14 protein-coding genes are annotated in these 24,101 nt (G+C 64.5%); 7 read left to right on the plus strand and 7 right to left on the minus strand.

Annotation, left to right across the window (positions count from 1 at the left end):
• Positions 1–73 precede the first annotated feature (73 nt).
• Positions 74–2,014: a S9 family peptidase gene (locus B0E55_RS18375; protein WP_080910174.1), complete on the plus strand. Its 1,941-nt coding sequence runs from the start codon at positions 74–76 to the stop codon at positions 2,012–2,014.
• Here the strand turns inward: B0E55_RS18375 and B0E55_RS18380 are convergent.
• Complete coding sequence (locus B0E55_RS18380; protein WP_080910175.1) at positions 2,004–2,933, minus strand: hypothetical protein; 930 nt, start codon at positions 2,931–2,933, stop codon at positions 2,004–2,006. The two genes, B0E55_RS18375 and B0E55_RS18380, sit on opposite strands and share 11 nt — an antisense overlap.
• A 245-nt stretch (positions 2,934–3,178) precedes the next feature.
• Here B0E55_RS18380 and B0E55_RS18385 point away from each other — a divergent pair, with 245 nt between their 5' ends.
• Positions 3,179–4,456: a DUF6745 domain-containing protein gene (locus B0E55_RS18385; protein ID WP_080910176.1), complete on the plus strand. Its 1,278-nt coding sequence runs from the start codon at positions 3,179–3,181 to the stop codon at positions 4,454–4,456.
• A 60-nt stretch (positions 4,457–4,516) separates the two neighbouring features.
• A complete protein-coding gene (locus B0E55_RS18390; protein ID WP_080910177.1) occupies positions 4,517–4,972 on the plus strand; it encodes a hypothetical protein in 456 nt (151 codons plus the stop codon).
• 177 nt (positions 4,973–5,149) lie between these two features.
• On the opposite strand, the gene B0E55_RS18395 is transcribed toward B0E55_RS18390, so the two are convergent.
• Complete coding sequence (locus B0E55_RS18395) at positions 5,150–8,320, minus strand: (Fe-S)-binding protein (protein ID WP_080910178.1); 3,171 nt, start codon at positions 8,318–8,320, stop codon at positions 5,150–5,152.
• Between the two features lie 359 nt (positions 8,321–8,679).
• Here B0E55_RS18395 and B0E55_RS18400 point away from each other — a divergent pair, with 359 nt between their 5' ends.
• A complete protein-coding gene (locus B0E55_RS18400) occupies positions 8,680–9,330 on the plus strand; it encodes a hypothetical protein (protein WP_080910179.1) in 651 nt (216 codons plus the stop codon).
• 95 nt (positions 9,331–9,425) lie between these two features.
• Here the strand turns inward: B0E55_RS18400 and B0E55_RS18405 are convergent, their stop codons facing one another.
• From B0E55_RS18405 to B0E55_RS18425, 5 genes are all read right to left on the minus strand, one after another.
• Positions 9,426–10,736: a S1 family peptidase gene (locus B0E55_RS18405; RefSeq protein WP_054187117.1), complete on the minus strand. Its 1,311-nt coding sequence runs from the start codon at positions 10,734–10,736 to the stop codon at positions 9,426–9,428.
• Between the two features lie 224 nt (positions 10,737–10,960).
• Positions 10,961–12,301, minus strand: coding sequence for a S1 family peptidase (locus B0E55_RS18410; RefSeq protein ID WP_020906592.1), 1,341 nt, complete (start codon positions 12,299–12,301; stop codon positions 10,961–10,963).
• 109 nt (positions 12,302–12,410) lie between these two features.
• The gene (locus tag B0E55_RS18415) at positions 12,411–13,658 is read right to left on the minus strand and encodes a hypothetical protein (RefSeq protein WP_080910180.1); all 1,248 of its coding nucleotides are present in this window, start codon (positions 13,656–13,658) and stop codon (positions 12,411–12,413) included.
• Positions 13,659–13,769: 111 nt separating this feature from the next.
• A complete protein-coding gene (locus tag B0E55_RS18420) occupies positions 13,770–16,205 on the minus strand; it encodes a LuxR C-terminal-related transcriptional regulator (protein ID WP_080910181.1) in 2,436 nt (811 codons plus the stop codon).
• Between the two features lie 14 nt (positions 16,206–16,219).
• Complete coding sequence (locus B0E55_RS18425) at positions 16,220–17,947, minus strand: Hsp70 family protein (RefSeq protein ID WP_080910182.1); 1,728 nt, start codon at positions 17,945–17,947, stop codon at positions 16,220–16,222.
• Positions 17,948–18,282: 335 nt separating this feature from the next.
• Here B0E55_RS18425 and B0E55_RS32470 point away from each other — a divergent pair, with 335 nt between their 5' ends.
• From B0E55_RS32470 to B0E55_RS18440, 3 genes are all read left to right on the plus strand, one after another.
• Positions 18,283–20,568, plus strand: a complete 2,286-nt coding sequence (locus tag B0E55_RS32470) for an IniB N-terminal domain-containing protein (protein ID WP_080910183.1) — start codon at positions 18,283–18,285, stop codon at positions 20,566–20,568.
• Between the two features lie 123 nt (positions 20,569–20,691).
• Positions 20,692–22,560, plus strand: a complete 1,869-nt coding sequence (locus B0E55_RS18435; protein ID WP_080910184.1) for a dynamin family protein — start codon at positions 20,692–20,694, stop codon at positions 22,558–22,560.
• A complete protein-coding gene (locus tag B0E55_RS18440; protein WP_080910185.1) occupies positions 22,557–24,041 on the plus strand; it encodes a dynamin family protein in 1,485 nt (494 codons plus the stop codon). Before B0E55_RS18435 ends, B0E55_RS18440 begins: the two co-directional genes overlap by 4 nt.
• The last annotated feature ends 60 nt before the right edge of the window (positions 24,042–24,101 follow it).

Consider the following 24,101-nt stretch of genomic DNA (forward strand, 5'->3'; position numbering starts at 1 on the left):
TTACATGATTCCACCACTGTGCAAGTGCATTGTCGGGGACCGTGTCGCGCGACCAGTTGGCTATTGTCGAGCGATGACCCCCATCGAGCAGATCGCAGCCCCGTACGGATCGTGGACTTCTCCGATCGGAGCAGCGGATCTGGCTGCAGGTGGCCACCCTGTCGAGGGTGGACGATACGTCGGTGACGAGATCTGGTGGGCTGAACTTCGTCCGACCGAGGGTGGTCGGACATCGATCCGTCGATCCGGTCTCGACAACCAACCCGTCGACATCCTCCCTGCGCCGTGGAACGCGCGGACCAGGGTTCACGAGTACGGCGGTGGCGCCTGGACCGTCACCGAGTCCGGAAAACTGGTCTTCAGTGAATTCTCCGATCAACGGGTGTACATCCTCGAAGGAGTCACTCCGCGGGCTCTGACGCCTGAACCCGCGTCGCCGGCCGCGTTGCGATACGCAGACCTGCAGATCGTGAACGGTGAGGTGTGGGCGGTTCGGGAAGCGCACGCGGAGGACGGGGCGATCACTCGCGATATCTGCGCGATTCCGCTCGACGGTTCCGGCAAGGTTCGCTCGATCGTCGGCGGCTCGGACTTCCTCTCGTCACCGAGGCTTTCGCCGAGTGGAACCAAAATAGCCTGGATCGCGTGGAACCATCCGCAAATGCCCTGGGACGGTACCGAACTGCGGGTAGCTCCACTCGTCGACGGCGTCGCTCAGAACTACTCCGTGCTGATCGGCGGACTTGAAGAGTCCGTCCTGCAACCGGAGTGGATCACCGACGACGAACTCTACGCAATCAGTGATCGCAGCGGCTGGTGGAACATCTATCGAGTCGGCGGCAAGATCACCCCGATCTGCCCGGTGAATGCGGATTTCGGTGGCCCACAGTGGCGCTTCGGTGCACGCTGGTTCGTCGAACTCGACAACGGGCACCTTCTCACCGCACGCACGGTGGGAACCGACACGCTGGCGGTACTCGATCCGGCGTCGGGGGAACTGCGCGACATCGCGATCCCGGGTGTCACCAGCATCGGCCTCATGCAGGTTCGCGGCGATCGGTTGCTGCTCACCTCGGGAGGCGCGAAACTGGCGGGCGCGCTACGCGAGTTCGACCTCGGTACCGGCGAACTCACCGAAATCCGTTCGTCGGTCGAAGAATTGCCCGAGTCTGCATACCTTCCGGAAGCGAGAGCTGTCGTGGCTCACGGACACGGGCGAGAAGTTCACGCCGTTGCGTATCCGCCGCGCAGTCCGCGATACAAAGGACTCGACGGCGAACTGCCGCCATACGTTGCGTTTGTTCACGGTGGGCCGACGGCGCACGTCGCCCCGGCCCTCAACCTCGTCTACGCCTTCTTCACCAGCCGCGGAATCGGCGTCGTCGATGTGAATTACGGCGGGTCGACCGGTTACGGACGTGAGTACCGCAACCGGCTGCGCGGACAGTGGGGTGTCGTCGACGTGCAGGACGTAGTCACCGCCGTCACCGGGTTGGCCGAGCAAGGGCTTGCCGATCCGGCCCGCCTTGCCATCGAAGGCGGATCTGCCGGTGGATGGACCGTTCTGGCCGCACTGACGACGTCCGACGTGTTCGCTTGTGGTGCTTCCTATTTCGGCGTGGCCGAACTGGACTTGTTCGTGCAGGAAACTCACGATTTCGAATCGCGCTATGTCGACGGTTTGATCGGCCCGCTGCCGGAATCTGCCGACCTGTACGCGGAACGTGCTCCGCTCAACAACGTCGACGGGTTGAACTGCCCGGTGTTGTTGCTCCAGGGTCTCGACGATCCGATCGTGCCACCCTCCCAGGCGGAGCGATTCCGGGATGCTCTGGTGGCCAAGGGCATTCCGCATGCCTACCTGGCCTACGAGGGTGAATCTCACGGATTCCGCAAGCAGTCGACCATCATCAGCTCACGCAACGCCGAGCTGTCCTTCTACGGGCAGGTGCTCGGATTCACCCCACCCGGCATTCCGACGCTCGAGCTGTGGAAGCCTGCGATCAGTAGCTGACGGCCCCGCGGCTGCGCGCGAAGGCCGCGAGGATCCGGCCTACCACCAGTGACGGGGTCGACAGGTCGGCCCACGTCCACCTCGCGACTTCCCACCCCGCGTCACGGAGTCGGTCTTCGCGGAGCTTCTCGTCCCAGAGCACGTCCGCGGCGCTGCGCCCGGCGGGCACCAGTCGGCCGTATTTGATGCGGCCGTCGAACTCTCCGATGGTGCGCTGCTCACGCCACAGGAAGTCGACGCGGCCGGCCAACCCTCGGGCGTCGTGGATTTCGACCTGGGGTTCGGGGAGTGGTAAGTGCTCCTGCAGGAACAATGCGAGGCTCCGTGATTCAGCGACGCTTTCGATGCGCGAGTCCATCGCGGTGAGCGCGTGGAGCGCATGTCGATGGCGCGGATGGTTCGGGCTGAGTGCAAGCGAGGCCGCAACTGCATCTTTGGTCAACGCTGAACGGTGCATTGCTGAATTGCCCACCACGAGAGCCGGTTCGAAAGGGAGCGTCCTCGCGAGATCCGCAACAGTTCGTGCCGGAGTCGTGACGCGCAGGCCGTCGACGTGGGTGACCTCGTCGTCGGTGAACGATACCGAGTGCACGTGTCGTCGAGCGGATTTACGGCCACCGCCTCGTCGGTCCCGAGAGAGGTGCACAACTTCGAGTGGAGTGTTCCAGAGTTCGAAGCCGTGCACCACCGCTGCCGAGATGTGGCTGACCGCTGCATGTGCCGAAGCGGTACCGGCCACAGCCTCGACGCGCAATCGATGTAGCCCGTAGGCGTCGAGGCGAGACAGGTGGTCGCTGGGTACGTAGGCACCGCGATGGATTCTGGACCAGTTTCCACTCGCGCAGGCCTGCCGGATCTCGGAATCGGTACGACCTGTCGACAGTTGCTCTGGCCGACGGATGCGTATTTGTTCCCCCATACCGATCGATCTTGCTGCGCCCGGCGCTGGAAAGGAAGCCGTGAACCCGGGGCTGTGGATAGCCGTGAGTGAACACCACTTGTCCACAGTTCGAACCGGTTTCGCGTCGCTGGAGAGGGTGTTGGGTGTGGGGAAACGGTGGCAGGTTCTCGGTGTCGCACTCTAGGCAACCCTTGCGTCCGGAGCGTTTGCGTGCCAGGCTGTTGAACTATGACTACAGGAAAGGCGGACCCCGCCACCGTCGCGTGAGCGCCGCACCGTTTCGCTCGTCGACGTCACGTCGAGCGACATCGACCGAGAACATCGATATCTTCGATGAAGACAATCAGGCCTTGGAAGCAGTCCGCGACGTATGGCTCGAACGCGGTCTGTGTACACGTCCGGCCGATCGATCCACGGCAGAATCTGCTGTCGCGCAACTATACCGACGATCCGGGCTCCCGAAACCGGAGTTCGTCTGGGTTCAGTCGCCCTCTGCTGGATCGGATCTGATCGCCGCCGAAGGTCTGTCGAACAAGATGTCCTTCGACGGCACTGGACTCGACTGCGCTTGCGGGCACATCGCGAGCATGTTTTCGGCGTCGCGCCGACGTATGAACGCGCGTATCGAACGTCGGAGCATTGACTGGCAGATAGAACGCTGGAAGATGGAACGTCGCGCGTTCGGGGGCGTTGGTGCCAGCGTGTCCGAGGGGTCGGATCAGCGGGGGTCGACTCAGCGGGGTTCGACTCAGCGCCGCGTCAATCCAGCGCGGATCATCAGATCCGCAATCTGGGAATCGTTGCACACCACACTGTTCGACGGCGTCGCAGCTGCGATACGAACGATGTCGACCCCGGTGGCGGGTGGAGTGACCTGGTACGGGCAGCAGGACGCCCATCGAATCGCGTACTACGACACATGCCATCGATACGGTCTTGCGACCTTCCGCTCGGAAGACCGTGAACTTCTCGATGTGCAGACCGCACTGGCTGACTCGACCGGGTGGTGGTGGGCGTTCGACGACGTGTGCATCATGGCGGAACGACCCAGGGTCTTGCACTCGGAGCGGATACCGGGCAGTGCGCGGGGAGAACGCCGACTCCACCACTCTGATTCCCCGGCACTCGAATTCGCAGACGGAACAAAGGCGTTCGTTCTGCACGGAGCGATCGTTCCCGACTGGGTAGTGCTCGACCCGACCGCCGAACGCATCGCACACGAGCGCAATGTAGAGATCCGTCGATGTGCAATCGAGCGGATCGGGTGGGATTCCTACATCGAGCTGGCCGGCCTGACACTGGTCGACCAAGCCGACGATCCCGGTAATGCCGGTTGCCTGCTGCAGCTCTACGCGTCCCCGGAGGGCTGGGGCCGAAGTGGACGCATTCTCCTCGCGGTCAACGGTTCTTTCGAACGCGACGGGCATCGGCGTCGATACGGCCTTCACGTACCCGGATGGTTTACCTCCGCGTTGGATGCCGCCGGTTGGACTTACGGCATCACCGGCGCCGATTACTCCCGTCTCGTTCGTCGAACCTGAATCTCGACCCCTCAAGCCCCAATCCTCAAACCCTCAATCCTCAAACCCTTGGTGATACTTATGAACTCGAACATGACCTTGTCCGCTCTCACCACCCTCACCGGCCTCGATGTCTTCGACTACCTGGACCAGGAAGTGTCCATTCCTGTGATCGACGGACTTCAGGCGCAGGGCGATCTCATCGTGATCCCGTTTTCGCTGCTCGCAAATATCGTGGCGCCTCTGCCGTGGACACGCTCTGTGAGAGTGCCGCTCTCGGGAGTGGAGCTGCTGCGAAGCGCGGCGGGCGGTAACCCCCACAGTCTGGTTGCAGACGAAGGGGAGTGCACGTGGTCGACGCCGGTGAAAGATGCTCGGGGCCTTGCGCTCGGCATGCTCGACACCCGAGTGACCGCATACCTCATCCATCTGGAGCACGGCGCGACCGGAATCGCTCCGGGGCGATACGTCATCGGACGGCAGCAGGAAAGGGGCGTCGGGCGTGCGCGCGGTGCGGTGATGCTTGTCGCAGATTGACAGGGCGACCTCGATTTGGCAGCGGGGGAGTGAGCATCACTTGTCCACGGCGAGCACCACTTTCCGCGTAGAGCAAGGGTTGTTGAGTCGAGGGAAAGGGTGCTCGGTCGGGAGTGGCTCCCCATACAAACACGAATGCCCTCACCGTGACGGTGAGGGCATTCGCGTGTGGAGCGGTTACTTCTTGCGGCCGGGAGCCTTTGCGCCGGCCTTGAATCCGAGCCCACCTGCCTTGGGGGCGGGCGGCGCGGCAGCAGGCGCCGGAGCTTCCGCGGGTGCGGACGCTTCAGCAGGTGCTTCGGCGGCGGGTTCTGCCTTCACAGGTTCGGCGGCGGGTTCTACCTTCACAGGTTCGGCCTCGGGAGCCGGTGCCGCAGCTGGCGCCGGGGCTGCCTTCCGAGCGCCGGGAGCCTTTGCGCCCGACTTGAATCCGAGTCCGCCGGCCTTGGCGACCGGTGGAGCCTTCGGGGCTTCCGCCTCGGCGGCCGGAGCCTCTGCGGGAGCCTCGGCGGGTGCAGCCGGAGCAGCGGCAGGTGCTTCAGCAGCAGGTGCAGCCTTCGCGCCAGGAGCCTTGGCCCCGCCCTTCATCTGCAGTCCCTTGCCGCCGGGAGCCTTGGCGCCGGACGCCAGGCCCAGACCCTTCGGCTTGGCGACGGGTGCAGCAGCTTCGGGTGCAGCAGCCTCAGCTGCCGGTGCTTCCGCTGCCGGTGCGGCAGCGGCCTTTGCTCCGGGTGCCTTGGCGGCGCCCTTCATCTGCAGTCCCTTGCCGCCGGGAGCCTTGGCTCCGCCCGCAAGACCGAGCCCCTTGGGCTTTGCCGCGGGTGCGGCCGGTGCAGCAGCTTCGGCGGCGGGAGCTTCCGCGCTTGCAGCGGGAGCTGCCTTCTTGGCGCCGGGAGCCTTTGCCCCGCCGGCCATTCCGAGGCCCTTGCCTGGTGCCTTGGCTCCGGGAGCTTTTGCACCTGGTGCTTTGGCGAGGCCCTTCATGGCCAGACCCTTGCCTGCCGGTGCAGCCTTGGCTTCCGGAGTCGCGGCGGCTTCCTCGACTTCGGCGACCCGATCCTGCTCGACGGTCTCAGCCTTTGCCTCAGCAGCGACCGGTGCCTTCTCACGCGGGATCACCTTGATGTTCTCGCCGAGCTGGGCGGGATCGAGGCGGGTGACGGAGTTCAGCATCAACTGCGCGACGTCGACGACCTCGACGCCTTCGCCCTGGCCTTGCTCCTGGCGGGCAGTGACGCCGTCGGTGAGCATGACGCGGCAGAACGGGCAACCCGTGGCGATCTTCTTGGGGTTGGTGGAGAGCGCTTCGTCGACGCGGTCGACGTTGATGCGCTTGCCGATGTTCTCTTCCATCCACATGCGAGCACCACCGGCACCACAGCACATGGAACGTTCGCCGTGACGCGGCATTTCGACGAGCTTGGAGCCTGAGGCTTCCATGAGTTCACGGGGAGCGTCGTAAACCTTGTTGTGGCGTCCGAGGAAGCACGGGTCGTGGTAGGTGACGTCCTCGCTCACGGACGCAACCGGGATCAGCTTCTTCTGGCGCACCAGACGGTTGAGCAGCTGAGTGTGGTGCACGACCTCGTAGTCGCCGCCCACCTCCGGGTACTCGTTGCCGAGGGCGTTGAAGCAGTGCGCACAGGTGACGACGATCTTGCGCTTCTTCTGCTCGATACCGTCGAAGACCGAGTTGAGCATCTCGATGTTCTGCATTGCGAGCTGCTGGAACAAGAACTCGTTGCCGGCACGACGTGCGGAGTCGCCGGTGCAGGTTTCGTCGGCGCCGAGGACCATGAACTTCACTCCCGCGGTGGCGAGGAGTTCGGCGACGGCCTTGGTGGTCTTCTTGGCACGGTCTTCGTAGGCGCCGGCGCAGCCGACCCAGAAGAGGTACTCGTAGTCCTCGAAGCTGTCGGCGTCCTTGCCGAAGACGGGGATCTCGAAGTCCATCTCGTTGATCCAGTTGAGGCGATCCTTGGAGTTCTGGCCCCAGGGGTTGCCCTTGTTCTCGAGGTTCTTGAACAGGCCGGCGAGCTCGGAGGGGAACTCCGATTCGATCAGGACCTGGTAGCGACGCATGTCGATGATGTGGTCGACGTGTTCGATGTCGACGGGGCACTGTTCGACGCAGGCGCCGCAGTTGGTGCAGCTCCACAAGGTTTCGGCGTCGATGACCGGGGCCATCTCACCTTCGACGGTTTCACCGACGAGCTTGCGGTCGGCCTCGAGGCGTGCGGCCTCGGGGATGGCTGCGAGTGCGGCTTCCTTGACGTTGCCTTCGCTGTCGACGAGTCCGATCTCGTCGCCGCCCATGTCCTTGCGTCCACCAGCGAGCAGGTACGGGGCCTTGGCGTAGCCGTGGTCACGCAGCGACATGATGAGCAGCTTGGGGGAGAGCGGCTTTCCGGTGTTCCAAGCAGGGCACTGGGACTGGCAACGCCCGCACTCGGTGCAGGTGGTGAAGTCCAGCCAGCCCTTCCAGGAGAAGTCTTCGATGTTTCCGGCGCCGAGAGTGTCGGTGTCGGGGTCGACGTTCTCCATCGTCAGGACTTTGCCCTTGGACATCATGGGCTTTGCCGCGCCGAGCGCGACGGTGCCGTCGTCTTCACGCTTGAAGTAGATGTTGAAGAACGCGGAGAAGCGGTGCCAGGCGACGCCCCAGGTGATGTTGCGGCCCACGATCGCGAGCCAGATCATGCCGGTCATCAGCTTGACGAACGCGAACACCGAGATCATGACGGGGCTGGCGGGAAGCAGTTTGGCGACCTGCATGGTGAAGAAGTCGGTCCACGGGTTGGCGTGACCGTAGGTCGCGATCTTGCCGGCCTTGACCATGATCATGCCCAGGCCCTCGAGCAGGACGATGCCCTCGATGACGTAGGCGGCCTTGAAGTTGGAGCCGCCGAACCGGGACAGGCGTGCAGGCAGACGCGGGTGGTTGAGCTGACGGATCACGATCAGCGTGGTGATACCGATGACGGTGCCGAGGCCCAGGATCTCGTCCCACAGGTGCCACGCCCACGTGTTACCGAAGATGGGCCAGTGGAACTCGGGGTTGAACGTCTGGCCGTAAGCCTCGAACCAGAGCAGGAATCCGCCGAGGAAGCCGACCATGACGAGCCAGTGGGCCCAGCCGACGCTGCGGAACTTGTTCATGCGCGTGTGCGCGATGAACTCGATGATCATCTGCTTGAAGCGAGGGAAGAACGGGCGCCATCGATCGGGTGCCGACTGGCCGATGCGCACGGTGTTGAACATCCTCAGCGCGCCTGAGAGGAAGATGTACCAACACACCAAGCTCAGCAGAGCACCAATCGTGCCCAACGTAATCGTCAGGGCATTCATGTCGCGGCCTTTCGTTTCAGGGCGACGCGTCGGCCACCTCGGGACAGCCCACTGATACTAACCTGCGTTATGTTACCCGCCAGTAACTAGGATTACCAGCCTGTAGATACCGACTGGTAACCGCTCGTGGCCTGGAGAGATCAATCTTCTGCGTCGGACGGGCTTGGTCAAACGCAGACATGTCTGGTCGTCACGTTAGGCGGTGGCCGTCGGGCTCCTTTCTGTCAGGCAGCCCTAACTCGGTTTCCGGGCAGGTGAGGACAACCGACCGGCTGTTATCGTTACGCCCGTCACGCACAGGGGAAACGGGTGGTGTGAGTCATCGACTTGCGCCCGCTCGCTCCCGGGGAGGATCAAAAATGTTCATTCGTAAAGCTGCGGCCATCGCAGCGATGACCATTGCCGCTACGGGCATCGCTGCAGGTACTTCTTACGCAGCTCCGGAGACGTCTCCCGACGTTTCGTACACCGCCGAGGTCGTCGACCAGGCTGTTGTCACCACCATCGATGCCGGGGCATTCCGGGTATCGGGTGACGGCACACACGTCGACTTGCAGAACAGCCAGGGCGCAACTCTCGTGAGCCTGCCGCTCGCGTTCAACCTCGGGGACGTTCAGTTCCCGTTCGACGAGACCGTCAGTGAGAACGGCAAGACCCTCACCCTCAAGCCGAATCTGGACCCGGCCAGCTCCAAGCCGAAGCCGGTCGCTGCCGAGTTCACCCCGGTTGCTTCGCCTGACGAGGATCAGAAGGCAATCGAGAAGTTCCAGTCACAGCTCGGGCTTGCCACGCAGATCGGTAGCCTCACCGGCACGATCGTCGGTGCAGTCATCGGTTGCATCGTGGGTCTGCCCGGCCTGGTTATCGGCTGCCTCCCCGGCATGGTCACCGGTGCCGGTATCGGTGGAGTCGCCGGTACGATCCTCGCCGGCGGCGGAACCGCAATCGTCGCGGGCATGGACCTGATCAAGGTCCTGAACGCTCCGGCCGGAACAACTCTCTTCCAGTAAGCAGCTCTACCGGTTAGACGTCACGAACGCCGAAACGGGCGCCACATCTTCGAAAGGTGTGGCGCCCGTTTTGCTGTCTCGGGGAATGCGTGCGATCAGTAGTCGCGAACCTTCAGGCCTGGATTGGCTGCGAGGATGTCGTTGATCGGCGTCGCGTACTGCGTCGGTGCTTCTTGTCCGAACAACGTCTCGGCCTGTGCGATCTCGCACAGGGGAGAGGTGGCGACGTTGGACGCACTCGTGATGCCCACTGCCAACGTTCCGGAGACGATGGGGCCACCGCTGTCACCCTGCAGGACGCAGATGTTGGTGGTGAAGCCGTTGTCGAGGGTGTGATCCAAGACCTTGGCGACGCGGTTGACGCCGGTGACGACGCCGCAGCTGAAGCCGGTGGTCGATCCCGCCTTGCATACCGGGGCGCCCACAACGGGATCGGCGGTACCGGTGATGTTGACCGAACGGTTGAACGGGACCCGCACGCTGTTGTTCTCGAAGCGGTACTTCGCGTTGTCGTCGATGTTGATGATCGAGTAGTCACGCCCGTCGAAGCTGCTCTTGGCGAAGTATCCGACGCGGGGCCCGGTCTGGTTGTTCACCATCGGGAAGACCTGGCTGGAGTTCGAGGTGCCGGCAGCGGCACGGTTGGGATCGCAGTGACCGGCGCTGATGTTGACCGTGCGTCCTGAACCGTCGGTGCCGTTGAAGCCGAATGAACAACGCAGTCCGGTGTTACCGGAGGTTGCGCCGAAGGCGTCTCCGCCCAGTGCAGCGTCGCCGGTTGCGGATCCGGTTGCGGGAATGAGGTCCGCGACGATCGGGGGAACCAGTAGCGGAGCAGCGGTGTGGACGACGGTCCGCTTCAGGAACTCAGGCAATTCGATGCCGGCGGCAGGATCGGCGGTGAGGGCGACCCCGTTGCCGACCACGTCGACGGCGATGCCACGCACGAGGTCTGCGACCTCGGCAGGCTGCGAATCGAGCCAGGTGTTGAGTGCCGAGAGTTGACCTTGCAGAGCCTGCTCGCTCTGCGCGACGTCCTTGACCTCGAAGCCGGCCTTCTCGGCGGCCTCGCGGGCAGCATCCTTGTCGCGACCGTCAGCGAGAGCGACGATGCCCTTGCCGAGGTCGTCGAGCCACACGCCGGCAAAAGAGTCGGGAAACTGGACGCGCGCGATGGCGGCGAACTCTGCGAGCTTCTGCGCGAGTTCGGAACGCGAGACGAACTGGTCGGGCGTCAGCGCCAAGTCGTGCTGTAGGGCTTCGGCGAGTTCGACGGGCAGATGGGCTGCCTGATCGGATACCCCGGATTCATTCGGTTCTGCGTTCGCGACCGCGGTAATCGGTCCGAGGAGCAGCAGCGCGGCCGAACCGAACACTGCGGCGCGACGTGCGATGGAGCTTCGCATGTGGGCCTTTCCACTTCGTTGACCGCGTACCACCCCCCTGGGAGCACACGGATACGGCTCACGGACTTGTGGTGAGCCGATCACAGTCGACCATGACTATATGGGTTCGAACGCGCTATTCCCACCCGTTACATGAGCAAACAGCGCTGACCCCGACCGACAACAGCACTGTGCCCGCCGATCAGAACAGATCGGCGGGCACAGTGCTGTGAATCAGGCGTTGGTCAACCCGCAGTGCGAACGCGGATTCCGGAACCGATACCGCCACCGGATGCACGATCTGCAGCGTCGAGGATGTCTCCGACCGGGATACCCAGATTCGAGGTTCCACCGGAGGTCGCGAGTACCAGGTTCGCTTCGTTGCAACTGGGTGCGCCGCTGCTGTTGGAACCGCTGGTGATGCCCAGCGCCAGGGTTCCGGAGACGATGGCGCCGCCACTGTCCCCGGCGAGGGTGCACGCGGTACCAGCGAACCCGCGGACGGTTCGTGAATCGCCGTCAGCCATGACCAGTTGTGTTTCGACGCGATCGGCTGCCACGACGCCACAGGTGAAGGACGACGTCTGACCCGACTTGCAGATGGGAGCGCCGATCACGGGACGCGCTGTTCCGGTGATCGCGAGGGTGGTCCCGTTGGCACCGCGGACGGCAGCGCGGTCGAGGCCCGCGTCGATGCCCGACTGGTCGAACTTGATGACCGAGTAATCGAGATCACCGGCGTTGTTGCCGACGGAAGACTGTGAGAAGGCGCCGATCAACTGACTGTCGTCGACGTTCGCGTGATTCGGCAGGTAGACCGGCGACTTCGAGCCCTCGGCCGGATTGCAGTGTCCGGCACTGATATTGAGTGCATTGTTCTGATCGTCGACGGCGTTGAACCCGAACGAGCAGACCGAGATGTTCTCGGTCGGCGTCTCGCGAATGGGTCCCGTCGACGTGATGTAGGTGTCGCCGCCGAGCGCTCCGGGATCAACCGATCCGCCACCGTCCGGGCTGAGAACGATCTTGGTGTTCTCGAGCAGGGTCGGAAGATTGAGTGCCTGCCCGACGGGGCTGTTCGCAACGTCGATGACGACCTGATTGTTCAAGACGTCGATAGTCGCCGAATTGACTGCGCGTGATATTTCCTTGGGCAGCCCGGCGATCCATCCGTTGACGTCGGCCAGCGTCTTCTCGAGGGTGTCGGCGGAGACGGGGGCGACGTGGGTGCGGTATCCGTCGTCGGCCGCGATTCGAGCAGCTTCGGTGGTGGTGACGGCTACGACGGGTTGACCGTCGAGTCCCATCCACGATCCGGCGTAGTCGCCGGGGCGCTCGGACTTGAATTCCTGGGCGTACGCGCCGAGTTCCTGAGCTTTGGCAGCGCGGTCGAGATACTCCTGTGGGGAGATCTTCAGATCGCGTGTGATCGCCTCGACCAGCTCAGCCGGAAGCTGGTCGGCTTCGAGCTGTTCGACATGCGTGTCGGAGGCGGGCTCTGCCGATGCCGTCGTGGTGAATGGAGCTGCGAGCAGTAGTGCCGAGGCGCCGACCACAGCGGTGCGGATCGCCAACGAGTTACGCATGAAATCCCTTCAAGTCCCCGGCACCGAGCCGGTAGGTACCGCACCCACCATAGGGGAAAAGTTTCGACGAGGAATATGCGCCTCCTCTCTGGCCGTTCAATCTTTCTGTCTAACTTGGCATTCCGGGTCTCGGGGCCAATGGCATGACGGGCATGTCGGGATTCGGCACCACCGGATCGGTTGTGTCGGTCGGGTTGGAGGGCTGCGTCGGCGTTGTCTGTGTATCAGTGGGGTCGGTCACGGCGGGAGTGTCCGGGGTAGCCGGATCGACCGGATTCAGCGGTCCGACGACCGGCGGCAGGTTCTCGATCCGAAGGGGGTCGAGCTGGATGGTGATCGGCGATCCCTGTTGCGCGGGGACGTTCGCCGTAGTGGATTTCTCGGTACCGGTGCCCGGACTCGCCGGGATGGGCTGGGATTCGGGTGAGGTCGATTCCGCTTCGGATGACCACGACTGCGCCGTCGGCTGCGTGCCGAGAGCGGGTACTTCCGACGGGAGCGAGGTCGCTGAGTGCGAAACCGTGCCGGACGGACTCGCCGCAGTGGCGGGCGTGGTGCCGGTGGGCAGGGGAGATTGTGCGTCGAGAATCCCGGGCGCTGAAATGGTCGGAGTGTGTCCGATGATGACCGCGGCCGCGCACCCCGACACCGTCAGAAAGACTGCGGCGGCGGCTGCGGCGATGATCGGTCGGCGCTCCGATCGCCACTGACGATTCAGCCAACCGTCGACGCTCGGTGCTTTCGTGCCCGGTACTTCCACGCCGGATTCCGGCTCCGGTTCGATCAGGACGAACGGAGGAAACTCCTCGAGGGTGTCCTCTGGCTCGGCAAGATCGGTTGGCTCGGGTTCGGAACAGGTAGAGGTGATCGAGTAAGGCGCGGCCAACGCTGCGGCTCCGCGGGCTGCACTGTCGTCGGCATCCGGATCCGCGAGCCAGGCCGCGGAGGCTTTCTCTTCCGGAATCAGTTCGACGCCGTCGAGATCCATGCTGTCGAGTGCGCCGCGCAGTGCGTCGACGGAATCGTTCGACCAACCTGCCGGGATCACCGCAGAGATGTTCAGGTTCTGATCAGTGAGTGTTCGGACCTCCTTGACCAGGCAATACATTGCTGTCGCTACGAGTTCCTCTCCTCGCGTCATGTGCTCGGAGAAGTTGTCGGTATCGTCAGTTCCGACCCTGTCGAGGAACCCGCGCAAGCCGGTTGACCCCAACGCGGTTTCACCTAGCTGCACGGTGCCGTCAGGAGCGTGGTGCAGCACCGATTCGCGTTCGAGGATCACTGGTTCCGAGTCGGGTTTCGCGATCGCAGCAATGCTTCGTTTATTGCCGACGGCGAGTTCGACTCCCCACTTCATAGCGATCCCCGTTTCACAGTTACCGAACTTTGCTCGGCATGCATGTCCTGATTCCTGTGAAAACTATCACTTAAACGGATATACGCAACCCTCCGGACAATATGCAGCTAACTATTTTTTCGGCGGTGTCATGCTGCGAAGGATGGTGAGCAGTTCCGAACGAGACTGCGCCCCGACGCGCCGCTTGATGCGTGCGACATGGTGCTCGACGGTTTTAGCGGAGATGTAGAGGCGTTCGCCGATTTCCCGATAGGTCAGGCCGACGACGACGAGTTCGGCAACTTCTTGTTCGCGCTCGGTCAGTACCGACGGTGGTGCCACGCTGTCGGTCGGATCGGTTGCATTAGTCTCGGCCGTCGACGTTGTGCGTAGCGAGCGCGCAACGTGGAGCAATGCGGTGGCCGATTTGGTGTCCGGTGTGCGCAATGCTGCTTCGCCCGCCAAGCGGGCCGCGTCCCAGGGCAGCCCGATGCGGTTGAGTGTTCGCGCTGCAGCTTCTACGTCGTCTGCGTCGACGCTGCCCTGCATGAGTAGGAGCCATTGGCGTCCGGCGGTCGCCAAACCGGCTGCGTAAGTGTGGGTTTTGGCTGATTCCGCGAGTGTATGGGCGTGTGGAAGGAGATCGGCCGGTGACTGCGAGAGGATCGACGCCTGGACGCCGTACCAATGCAGCGGCGAAGACCACAGTGGAGGCTCGCCGAGTGCTCGGAGGAGCGTGCGTGCGTCGTCGACCAGATGCTCGACCTGCTCGGCCTCGTCGAGTCGTACTGCCGCAAGCCACAGTTCGCCGATGGGAAGCAAATTGAAGAGATCCACGCTGCAGGACGATAGGGTGCCGGCTGCGCCCGACCAGGCTCGCCGCAGCTGGGCGAGATCGCCGGAGCGTCGAGCGAGACCCACGATCATGGCATGCAGAAACAGTGCGTCACGCTCACGGAGGGCGCCGCGGACTACCTCCTCCGGTAGATCTTCGACAGCAGTGTCGTGCCCACGGGTCATCGCGATCCACGCGTCGAGAAGGTGAAGCCGCGCCCACGTGTGACTGCTTGCGTCGTCGGCGGCGATCGCGGCCGCGACGACAGCGGCGGCCCGTTCATGGGCGCCGTTGTGCAGGAGTGCAAGAGCTACCAGCGCCGGGGCGGAATCAGGCTGGAATTCAGATGTGCCGGAGCCGCCGGGGAGCGAAAGTGCGCGCGACATCGTGTTGAGCGCACTCGGTGCACTCCCCGTGACCGATTGCATCAGTCCATTGGCCAGTGTGGCAGCGCCGACCGTGGAGCTCGACGGTGATCCAGTATGCCCGGCGAGCGCCGCGTTCGCGTCATCGACGTTGCCGATGCCGAGGAAGGTGATTGCGGCGAAGGGGGATTCGGTTTCGGTGCGCCCTGGCCCGAGCCAGGTGTAGAGATCTGCGGCGGCGCGGAGTTGGCCGCATGCTGCGGACGAAGCTGCGCGGATTCGCACCGCCGCAGCCAGTCTCGCGTTGTCGAGATCGGGTTCGGCGATGACGGAATCGGCCAGGCGGCAGGCAGTGTCGAGGTCACCACTCCGAGCCGAAACCTGGGCGTACAGCAGCGTGTCCGCCACGCCGAGAGGCTCGATCGAATTCACACGACGAAAAAGATCTGCCGCGACCGCCGGCGTGCTCGCGTCGACTGCGTCTCGTAGTACAGCCGTGAGATCGCGGTGGCGGATGCCGGAGTCGAAAAGTCTTCGTGCTGTATCGATATCGAGGGTTCTGGCGTTCGCGCGTGATTCGACGATTCTGATCAGCTCGCTGCGGATACGTCCTGTGCTGGTCGACTCTGCCACAACGCTCGCGACGAGAGGTGATCGCGAACCGAACAGTCCGGTGGCCAGTGCTCGGTCGAATGCCGCTGTGAGACTGAACTTCTCCTGTCCCAGATCGAGCTCGAAAGCGTCGATGTCCGGGACGGCGAATGAAACCTCGAGGATCTCACGCTCGATCGGATGCAGAGCGGTGACCTGATGGAGGATGTGTGTGCGTACGGCTGTCGCCATTTCCGGGCGGCCCGCCGAGGCGGCGGCGAAATACGCTTCGACGGCCCCGAAGGAACCACCGGCCAGATGCTCGAGCGTCAGCACGGCACGATCGTCGAGCGGAACTCTTCGCTCCGCGGCGATCTTGCGAATATCTGACCGGTTCAACGGGTTCAGATGTAGGACGGTACCGAAACTCGAGATGTTCGAGTAGATCGGTGCGAGTGGAGGATCGATCCGATCGGAGGCGATGACAACTCCGAGGTCGTCACGTTGAACCAGCTCGTTCAGAGCACGGATTTCGTCGGAGGTCAGAGCATGCGCGTCCGCGATCACCACAATCGCATCGGCCGGGGCGTCATGCGTGACGACGGTGACCACGGGTCTGTCACCAGATTCGATCCTCTTGCGCACCGCCCTCGTCACTTGGGGCCGAGCGCTGGCATCGGTCCCGGTGACGAACAGGCGCAGTGGCGATGCAGTCAGGTCGATGCCGCGCAAAAGTCCTGCAATGTAAGACGATTCGGTGCCGCTGTCACGGTTCATCGAAAGCCCGCCGGTCAGCGGATCGGCGCGGTGACGCCGCCGACGACACCACCGACCACGTTTCCGACACCACCGACGACGTTACCGAGACCTCCGACCACGCCGCCGACACCGTCCCCGACGCCGTCGACCAAACCGCCGACACCGTTGCCGATGCCGGTCGCAGCATCACCGATACCGGTTCCGACGCCTGCCCCGGGCGCGGGCGCTGGTGCCGGTGCCGGGGCGGGAGCCGGTGCGGGCGCCGGGGCGCCAGGTGCGGCAGGTGCAGGCGCCGACTGGGCGGTCTCACCTGGTGCGGGAGCAGATCCAGCTGGTGCGCCGGCAACCGGAACTGCCCCTGGTACCGTCGTCGAACCGCCTGCGGCAGCAGGAGAGCCGGGCTGATTGTTCTGAGTAACGTTGTTCGCAGTCGTGGATCCGGTGCCTGCTGCTTCGGCTGCCGTGGTGCTGCCGGGGGTAGAGCCCGGCGTGGTCGAAGCGGTGGACGAGGTGGACTCACTGGTGGTGTCCGCCGAACTGGACGGAACGTTGATCTTGTCCATGGCCGTTCCGATTCCGAGTCCGCCTGCGGCGAGCACGATGAACGCTCCTACCACCGCAGCAACGACGCCCACCCTCGACGAGCGTCGAGTCGCCGTGTTCTCTTCCTCTGTCGGCTCGGCAAGCAACGGAGTCGAGAAGGCAGGAACCGGTGCGGGCTTGCGCGACGGCTCGGCGGGAATCACTGCAGTGGCGGCGGCCGGCACTTGCGAGTCTCGGGCGTCGAGGGCGAGTGTCGCGGCGCCGGACGCCGCGCACGACGCGGGATCGGCGTCGGCGATCACCGGAACACGAAGCTCCGCGGACAGTAGTTCGGCGACAAGGGGAATGGACGAGCTTCCGCCGGCCAGAACAACCTGATTGACATCACTGGACTCGACGCCGGCAGATCGCAGGCTTTCGCGCACCAAGGCCACCGATTCGGTGAGGGCGGGCCTGATCAGATCCTCGAGCTCGGAACGAACCAGTCGAATGTCGCTGACGGCGCCGGGAAGCGTCACGCGAGCAACGGTTTCCGTCTCGGTGGAAAGTTCCTCCTTGGCTGCGCGGGCTTGCTCGCGCAGAGTTTCCAGCGCTGCAATCGTCTCGGGAGCAAAGGGATCAAGGGCTGCGAAGTGGTCGGAAACCGCATCGAGCAGGTGCACGGTGACGAGGTGATCGAATTCGTCGCCGCCGATGTCCTCGCTGCGCAGTGGCTTTCCGAAGATCTCGCTTCGTCCGCCGGTCGTGGACATCATCGTGACGTCGAGCGAGCGAGCGCCGAGGTCGTAGACGACGGTCAGACCGTCGTTGGCAGCGTTTCCGGAAGCGGCGAGCCACGCCATGACGGCCGCGGGTTCGGCGACGAGAGTAGCCCCGTGAACCCCGGCGTCGTCCAGCGCGGACTCCATGGTGCGTGCTGTGTGACGATTCCACCCCACCGGGTGAGCCAGGACTACAGTTGGACCTTCTTCGCCGCCAGCCTGGCCGACGAGCGCGCCTACCGCTGTCGCTGCGAGAGCCTCGCCGCGGTACTCGGTACCGTCGGCGGCAAGTATCGGGATCGGGTCTCCGACGCGCTCGACAAATCCGGTGATGACGGATCCGTCGTCCAATTGCAGCGCACTGGGTAAGCGGACCTGTTGCGTTTCACCGGTCGAGCCGTCGGTGACAGCTACGAGAGTGGCCGAACCGATGCTGATGCCGAGCCCTGCCGCCATGAACGAACTCCCCTGGTCGTGGGCGACAGAAGGACTGTCGCGGTTGTCTGCGATGTCGGTTTCAGGACCTGGATCGTTACCGGATCGGAGGCGTCGCGGCGAAGTAGGGGACCGATCCCCTAATCGGAGCAAATCCCCCTATTCCGAGCGGGCGTACCCCGTAGGGGGCTTCCCCGTCTGTCCACGCAGAAGAGGGGGGTGCTCCCCGTTGGCCCCAGTCGCAAAAGTTCTTAGCGTTGATTCCACTCGCTACCTCTGGCAGCGCACCAGTTTCCGGATCACCGGCAACAACCCACCGGCAACAACCCGGTCAACGAACTTCAGGAGAACCCGCCATGGCAACGAACGCCGTACTCGAATTCATCCTCGGGCTACTTCGTGACGACGAGGCAGCTGCCAACTACTGCGCCAACCCGACCGCGGCACTCAATGCTGCCGGTCTGTGCGACGTCAGCCCCGCCGACATCGTCGCCGTCGCTCCGCTGGTTGCCGAGTCCGGACTGTTTGCCGGTGGCGGCGCCGACCTGTCCGCGATCGTCAACGCCGGCGCGTCCGCTGCGGGTGCCATCGGCGGCGGTCTCGGAATCGGTGGTGGTCTCACCGGTGGACTAGGTGGCGGCCTCGGCGGCAGCCTGGGTCTCGGTGCCGGTGCAGGCCTCGGAGTCGGAGGCGCCCTCGGCGGCCAGTTCGACCTGGTCGGCGACTTCGCAGCAGCCCTCAGCGCTGCGCTTGCCATCGGCGGCGAGATCAGTGCCGACCTCGGCGCAGCCTTCGGCGCCGTCATCGAAGCCGGCCTGGGCCTCGGCGGTGCACTCGATCTCGAAGGAGCTCTCGATCTGGGCGCACAGCTCAGCGCGGCTCTGGGCGGCGCCCTCGGAGTGACCGGCGGTCTGACCGCGGAACTGGGCGCAGCCCTCGACGCCGCCATCGGCGCGGTCGGCGGACTCGACCTGACGGCGGGGCTCAGCGGAGCCCTCGCACCCGTCTTTGCCATCGGTGGCGACCTCGGAGCCGACCTCGGACTGGCTCTCGGTGGACTCCTCGGCGGCGCAGCAGACCTCAGCGGTCTCCTCGACATCGGCGGCGAACTGGGCGCGAGCCTGACCGGCGCACTGGAATCCGCCCTTGCACTGGGCGGCGGCCTCGATCTGGCCGGCGCTCTGACGGGCGACCTCAGCGCGGCGTTGTCCGGCGCGCTCTCCGGTGTCCTGGGAGCCGGCGGCACGATCGGCGCCGATCTGGGTGCATCACTCGGCGGCGTCCTCGGAGCGATCACGGATGTCAGCGTTCTCACCGATATCGCGGGCGGCCTCGATCTCGGTACTGCACTGAGCGGCGCACTCGGCGGAGCTCTCGGAGTCGGCGGCGGCTTGGAAACTGCACTCGGCGGCGCACTCGACGCAGCACTGGGCCTCGGCGGAGGACTCGACCTCGACGCCGTACTCGGCGGGGGTGCAGACCTGGGCGCGCAGCTCAGCGCGGCACTCTCCGGCGCCCTCGGTGCCGGCGGAACGGTCGGAGCCGACCTGGGCGGCGCACTCGGTGGACTGCTCGGGGGAGCACTCGACCTCGAAGGCGGTCTCGGCGCAGACCTCGCAGCGGCTCTGGGCGGCGGTGCGAATCTGTCGACGGCTCTCGAAGGTGTCCTCGGTTCGGCACTCGGCGTCGATGCCGGGCTGGCGGGCGGTCTCGGCGGCGCACTCGACGCAGCGCTGGGCGCAGGCGGACTTACCGGAATCGACCTCGGTGGTGCACTCGGGCTGGGCGGCGAAGCAGGCTTGGCAGCCGGTGTGGCTGCGGCTCTCGACACCGCTCTCGCAGGTGCAGGCGGCTTGGGTGCTGTCGGTTCCGTGGGCACGGACCTCACCGGCGCGCTGGATGGTGCGCTGGGCGCCGGCCTCGGGCTGGGGGGCTCTCTCGACAGCGTTCTCGGTGCCGAAGGCGCACTCGGTGGAGCGCTGGACACGGCACTGAACCTCGGCGGAATCGACACCGGTTCGATCGGCGCCGACCTGCCCTCCGTCGACCTCGGCGCAGTGAACCTTGGCCCGATCTCCGCTGAACTGCCTTCCGTCGACCTCGGAAGCATCGCGGCAGACGGCCTGAACCTCGGTGGTGTGACCGGCGACCTCGGAGCAACGGTGGGCGGTGCTCTGGACGCAACAGCAGGTCTCGACGCAACAGCAGGTCTCGACGCCGCCACGAACGCTGCGGCTGGTTTGGGTGGGTCGCTCGGCGGAGCACTGAACGGCGTCACCGATCTCGGTGGATCGCTCGGCGGGGCTGTCGGAGCAGTCACCGACGTGACAGGTTCGATCGGTGCCGACGCAGCCGCGGCTGCCGGTGGCACCGTCGACGGTGGCGGTACCGTTGGCGGCGGCGGAGTCGCTGACCTGGGTGGATCCCTCGGTGGAGCAGTCAGCGGCGTGTCCGACCTGACAAGTTCCTTGACCGGTGCGCTGAACCCGTGGTCGTCGATCGATGCGACCGACGCTTTCGGTGCGGGCTCCGATTCGGGACTGAGCGCCGATACCGGACACTCGCTCTTCGCCGAGGATTCGGTTGCAGCGCCGGTCGATCACATCGACCCGGTTGCGGTTGTCGATCACCTGCATCCCTGATCTGCTGACGCAGGAACTGAAATCGGTCAAAATGACCTGATGTAACAAATCCGGCCCTGCGTGCGCTATGCGTTCGCAGGGCCGGATATTCGAGTCGGGAAGAATTGCGGGTCAACGTAGCTCATGAGTGATTCAGCGAGTCAGGTAAGCAGTCGGAAGGCGCGCGTCGCGTCGTCGACGGCGTCGTTGCTCGAACGAACAGCCGTCGTGGCGAAGGATTTCGGGCGCACGGATCTGGTGCGCCGACTCGAGAATGCTCAGGTCAGAGTCAATGATCCACGTATTCGTATCGTGGTGGTCGGTCCCCTCAAACAGGGCAAGAGCCAGTTCGTCAATTCTCTGCTCGGCATTGACGTGTGTTCGGTCGGTGACGACGAGACCACTGCCGTGGCGACGGTCGTGCAGTACGCGGAGACCGCGGTCGCCGAATTGATTCTCGCCGATCCGGGTGCGGCGCCCATCCGGGTGCCCCTCCCGCTCGAAGAACTGATGGGGATCACCCCGGCCACGCCTCGCGCCGAAGGGCGTGAAGTTCTGCGTGTGGAAGTGGGTGTTCCCAGTCCGCTGTTGGCCGACGGTTTGGTTCTGATCGACACCCCCGGTGTCGGTGGTCATGGAAATCCGCATGCTGCAGGAACATTGGGATTGATCACTGCGGCCGATGCCGTGTTGGTTCTGTCGGACTCCAGTCAGGAGTTCACCGAACCCGAGCTGGGATTCATCCGCCAGGTCGTCAATCTGTGTCCTGCGGTGGCCGGTCTGATCAGCAAGACCGATCTGTACCCGCACTGGCGACAGATCCTCGACGCCGATCGCGGACATCTCCAGCGCGCCGGGTTGGACCTGCCGCTCATTCCGATCTCCTCGGTACTGCGGTCGCACGCACTGAGGCTGGGGGACAAGGAACTCGAGGCGGAATCCGGATTTCTGGACCTCTATCAGTTCCTGCGGGACAACGTGGTTGCGCGTGCCGAGTCGAACACGCGACGCGCAGTTGCGATGGACGTGCGTTCCTCGGCAGCACATCTGACGTTGGAGATGGGCAGTGAGCTTGCGGCGCTGAAGGATCCGTCCACCGCTCAAGCGGCGGTCGCCGGCCTGCAGCGTGCCCGGGCAGCGGCCGAGGAACTGCACAAGAAGACCTCGCTCTGGCAACAGAGCCTCGGCGACGGCATTGCAGACCTCGCCGCCGACATCGATCACGACCTCCGGGACCGGTTGCGCCGAGTCACCCGCCAGGCCGAAGAGACGGTCGACGAAGGCGATCCAGGTAAGGACTGGGACGTAGTGGGGGAGTGGCTCGAACAGGAGATCGCCACCGCTATCGGTGACAACTTCGTGTGGGCTCACGATCGAGCTCAATGGTTGGCAGAATTTGTGGCGCAGCACTTTGCGGAGACCGGCGACGTCGCGCTCCCGCATCTCGACGTCGCCGACACCGACGGTTTCCTGGAACCGGTTGGCGCGTTGTCGGACCTCGAATCCGGCCGTATCGGCATCACTCAGAAGGTCCTGGTCGGCATGCGCGGCTCGTACGGCGGCGTCTTGATGTTCGGCTTGATCACCACGATGATGGGCATGGCACTGGTCAACCCGATCTCCATCGGAGCCGGGGTTCTGCTGGGCACCAAGGCTTATCGCGAAGACAAACAAGCACAGGTGCTCAAGCGTCGGGCCGAGGCGAAAGCGGCTATCCGACGGTTCGCCGACGACGTCAGCTTCCAGGTGGGCAAGGAGTCGAAGGACCGCCTCCGCCTGGTGCAGCGGCTCCTGCGGGATCACTTCACCGACATCGCCGAGCAGGCGCTGCGCTCGATCAACGAATCCCTCCGCGCCACACAAGAAGCTGCGCAGTTGGAGTCGAGCGAACACGCCGCTCGTATCAAGCGTCTGGAGACCGACATGCGCGTCGTCGCAGAGCTTGACGCCGTTGCCGGAACGCTGATCGGCGAAACTCCCGCTCCTGCTTCGGCAAAGGTGAGCAACGCATGAGTGCCACGACCGCCGTGACCGCTGTGGAGTCGGCACATGCTCTGATCGACCAGGCCAGACGGGTCTACGCGGACCAGCCGCAGACGCGAGCCCAGTTGGACGAATGCGCTGCCCGACTCGGCGAGCCACTCCGAGTGGCGCTCGCCGGCTCCCTCAAGGCGGGGAAGTCGACGCTGCTCAATTCGCTTGTCGGACAGGACATAGCGCCTACCGACGCGACGGAGTGCACGCGCGTCGTCACCTGGTATCGGAACGGGACAACGCCCCAGGTGACTGCGACGGCCGAGAACGGTGCCGAGTTCAACGTGCCGGTGACGCGCCGCGACGGCAGGCTCACGTTCGATCTGGGGGAGTACACCGCAGACTCGGTGGACCGCATCGACGTCGACTGGCCGTCTTCGGCATTGGCTCGTACGACGATCATCGACACCCCAGGTACGTCGTCGCTCTCGACCGAGGTTTCGGCCCGAACCTGGGACATGCTGGTTCCCGATGGTGGTGCGCCCGGCGCGGACGCGGTGGTCTACCTGCTGCGCGCCCTGAACGCCAGTGACATGCAGTTCCTCGGGAAGATCGCTGATCATGTCGGCGGAGAATCCGGCCCACTCGGAGTGATCGGTGTCCTCTCGCGTGCCGACGAGGTCGGCGCAGGCAGGCTCGATGCGTTGTCTTCGGCGAAGGACGTCGCGGCACGATTTGCCGAGGAATTGGAGCGAACCGGCCTGTGCCAGTCGGTGGTTCCCGTGGCAGGTCTGCTGGCACTCGCCGCACGGACGATGCGGCAGAGCGAGTTCGCTGCCTTCTCGGCGCTCTCGCAGGTTTCATCCGAGGATCTGAGCCTGGCACTGCTCTCCGCGGATCGTTTTGCCAGGCCGGACAGTCCGCTCCCGGTCGACGCGGCGATGCGGGCGCAATTGGCCGATCGGTTCGGGCTCTTCGGAATTCGCCTCGCCGTGACGTCGATCAAGCTGGGGGCCACTGATTCACCGTCTCTGGCCGCGGTATTGCTGGAGCGAAGCGGACTGGACGAACTTCGTCAGGTGATCGACGTTCAGTTCGGGCAGCGCGCGGATCAACTGAAATCGCACACCGCGCTGGTGACGTTGGGCCGAATCCTCGAAGCTGATCCGAGTGAGGAAGGCGATCTGATCGCGGCGGAGGCACAACGGTTGCTTGCCGATGTTCACGGTTTCCACGAACTTCGCCTGCTCGGGCGACTTCGTTCGGTACACACAGATCTGCCACCCGACGACCTGGCACAACTACAAAGGCTGATCGGTGGCTACGGAATCCGGGCCAGTGACCGGTTGGGCTGCGAACCGGAAGAATCGCCGGAGGTGCAGCGTGCGCGGGCTACCGCGGCTGTCCGGCGATGGCGCGAGTTGTCCAGGCATCCGCTCTTCGACAGGTTCACCTCCCGCGCCTGCCTGGTTGCTGCCCGCAGCGCCGAGGGCGTCTTGGCTGAAATTGTGCCCGAATAGGGACCCGTTCACTGTGCGAGCGCTTGGAGAGGGTTCTATCTTGAGTTCGGGATGACCCGG

Source organism: Rhodococcus sp. 66b (assembly GCF_002076325.1).
In the GTDB taxonomy this organism is placed as follows: Bacteria; Actinomycetota; Actinomycetes; order Mycobacteriales; family Mycobacteriaceae; genus Rhodococcus_F; species Rhodococcus_F erythropolis.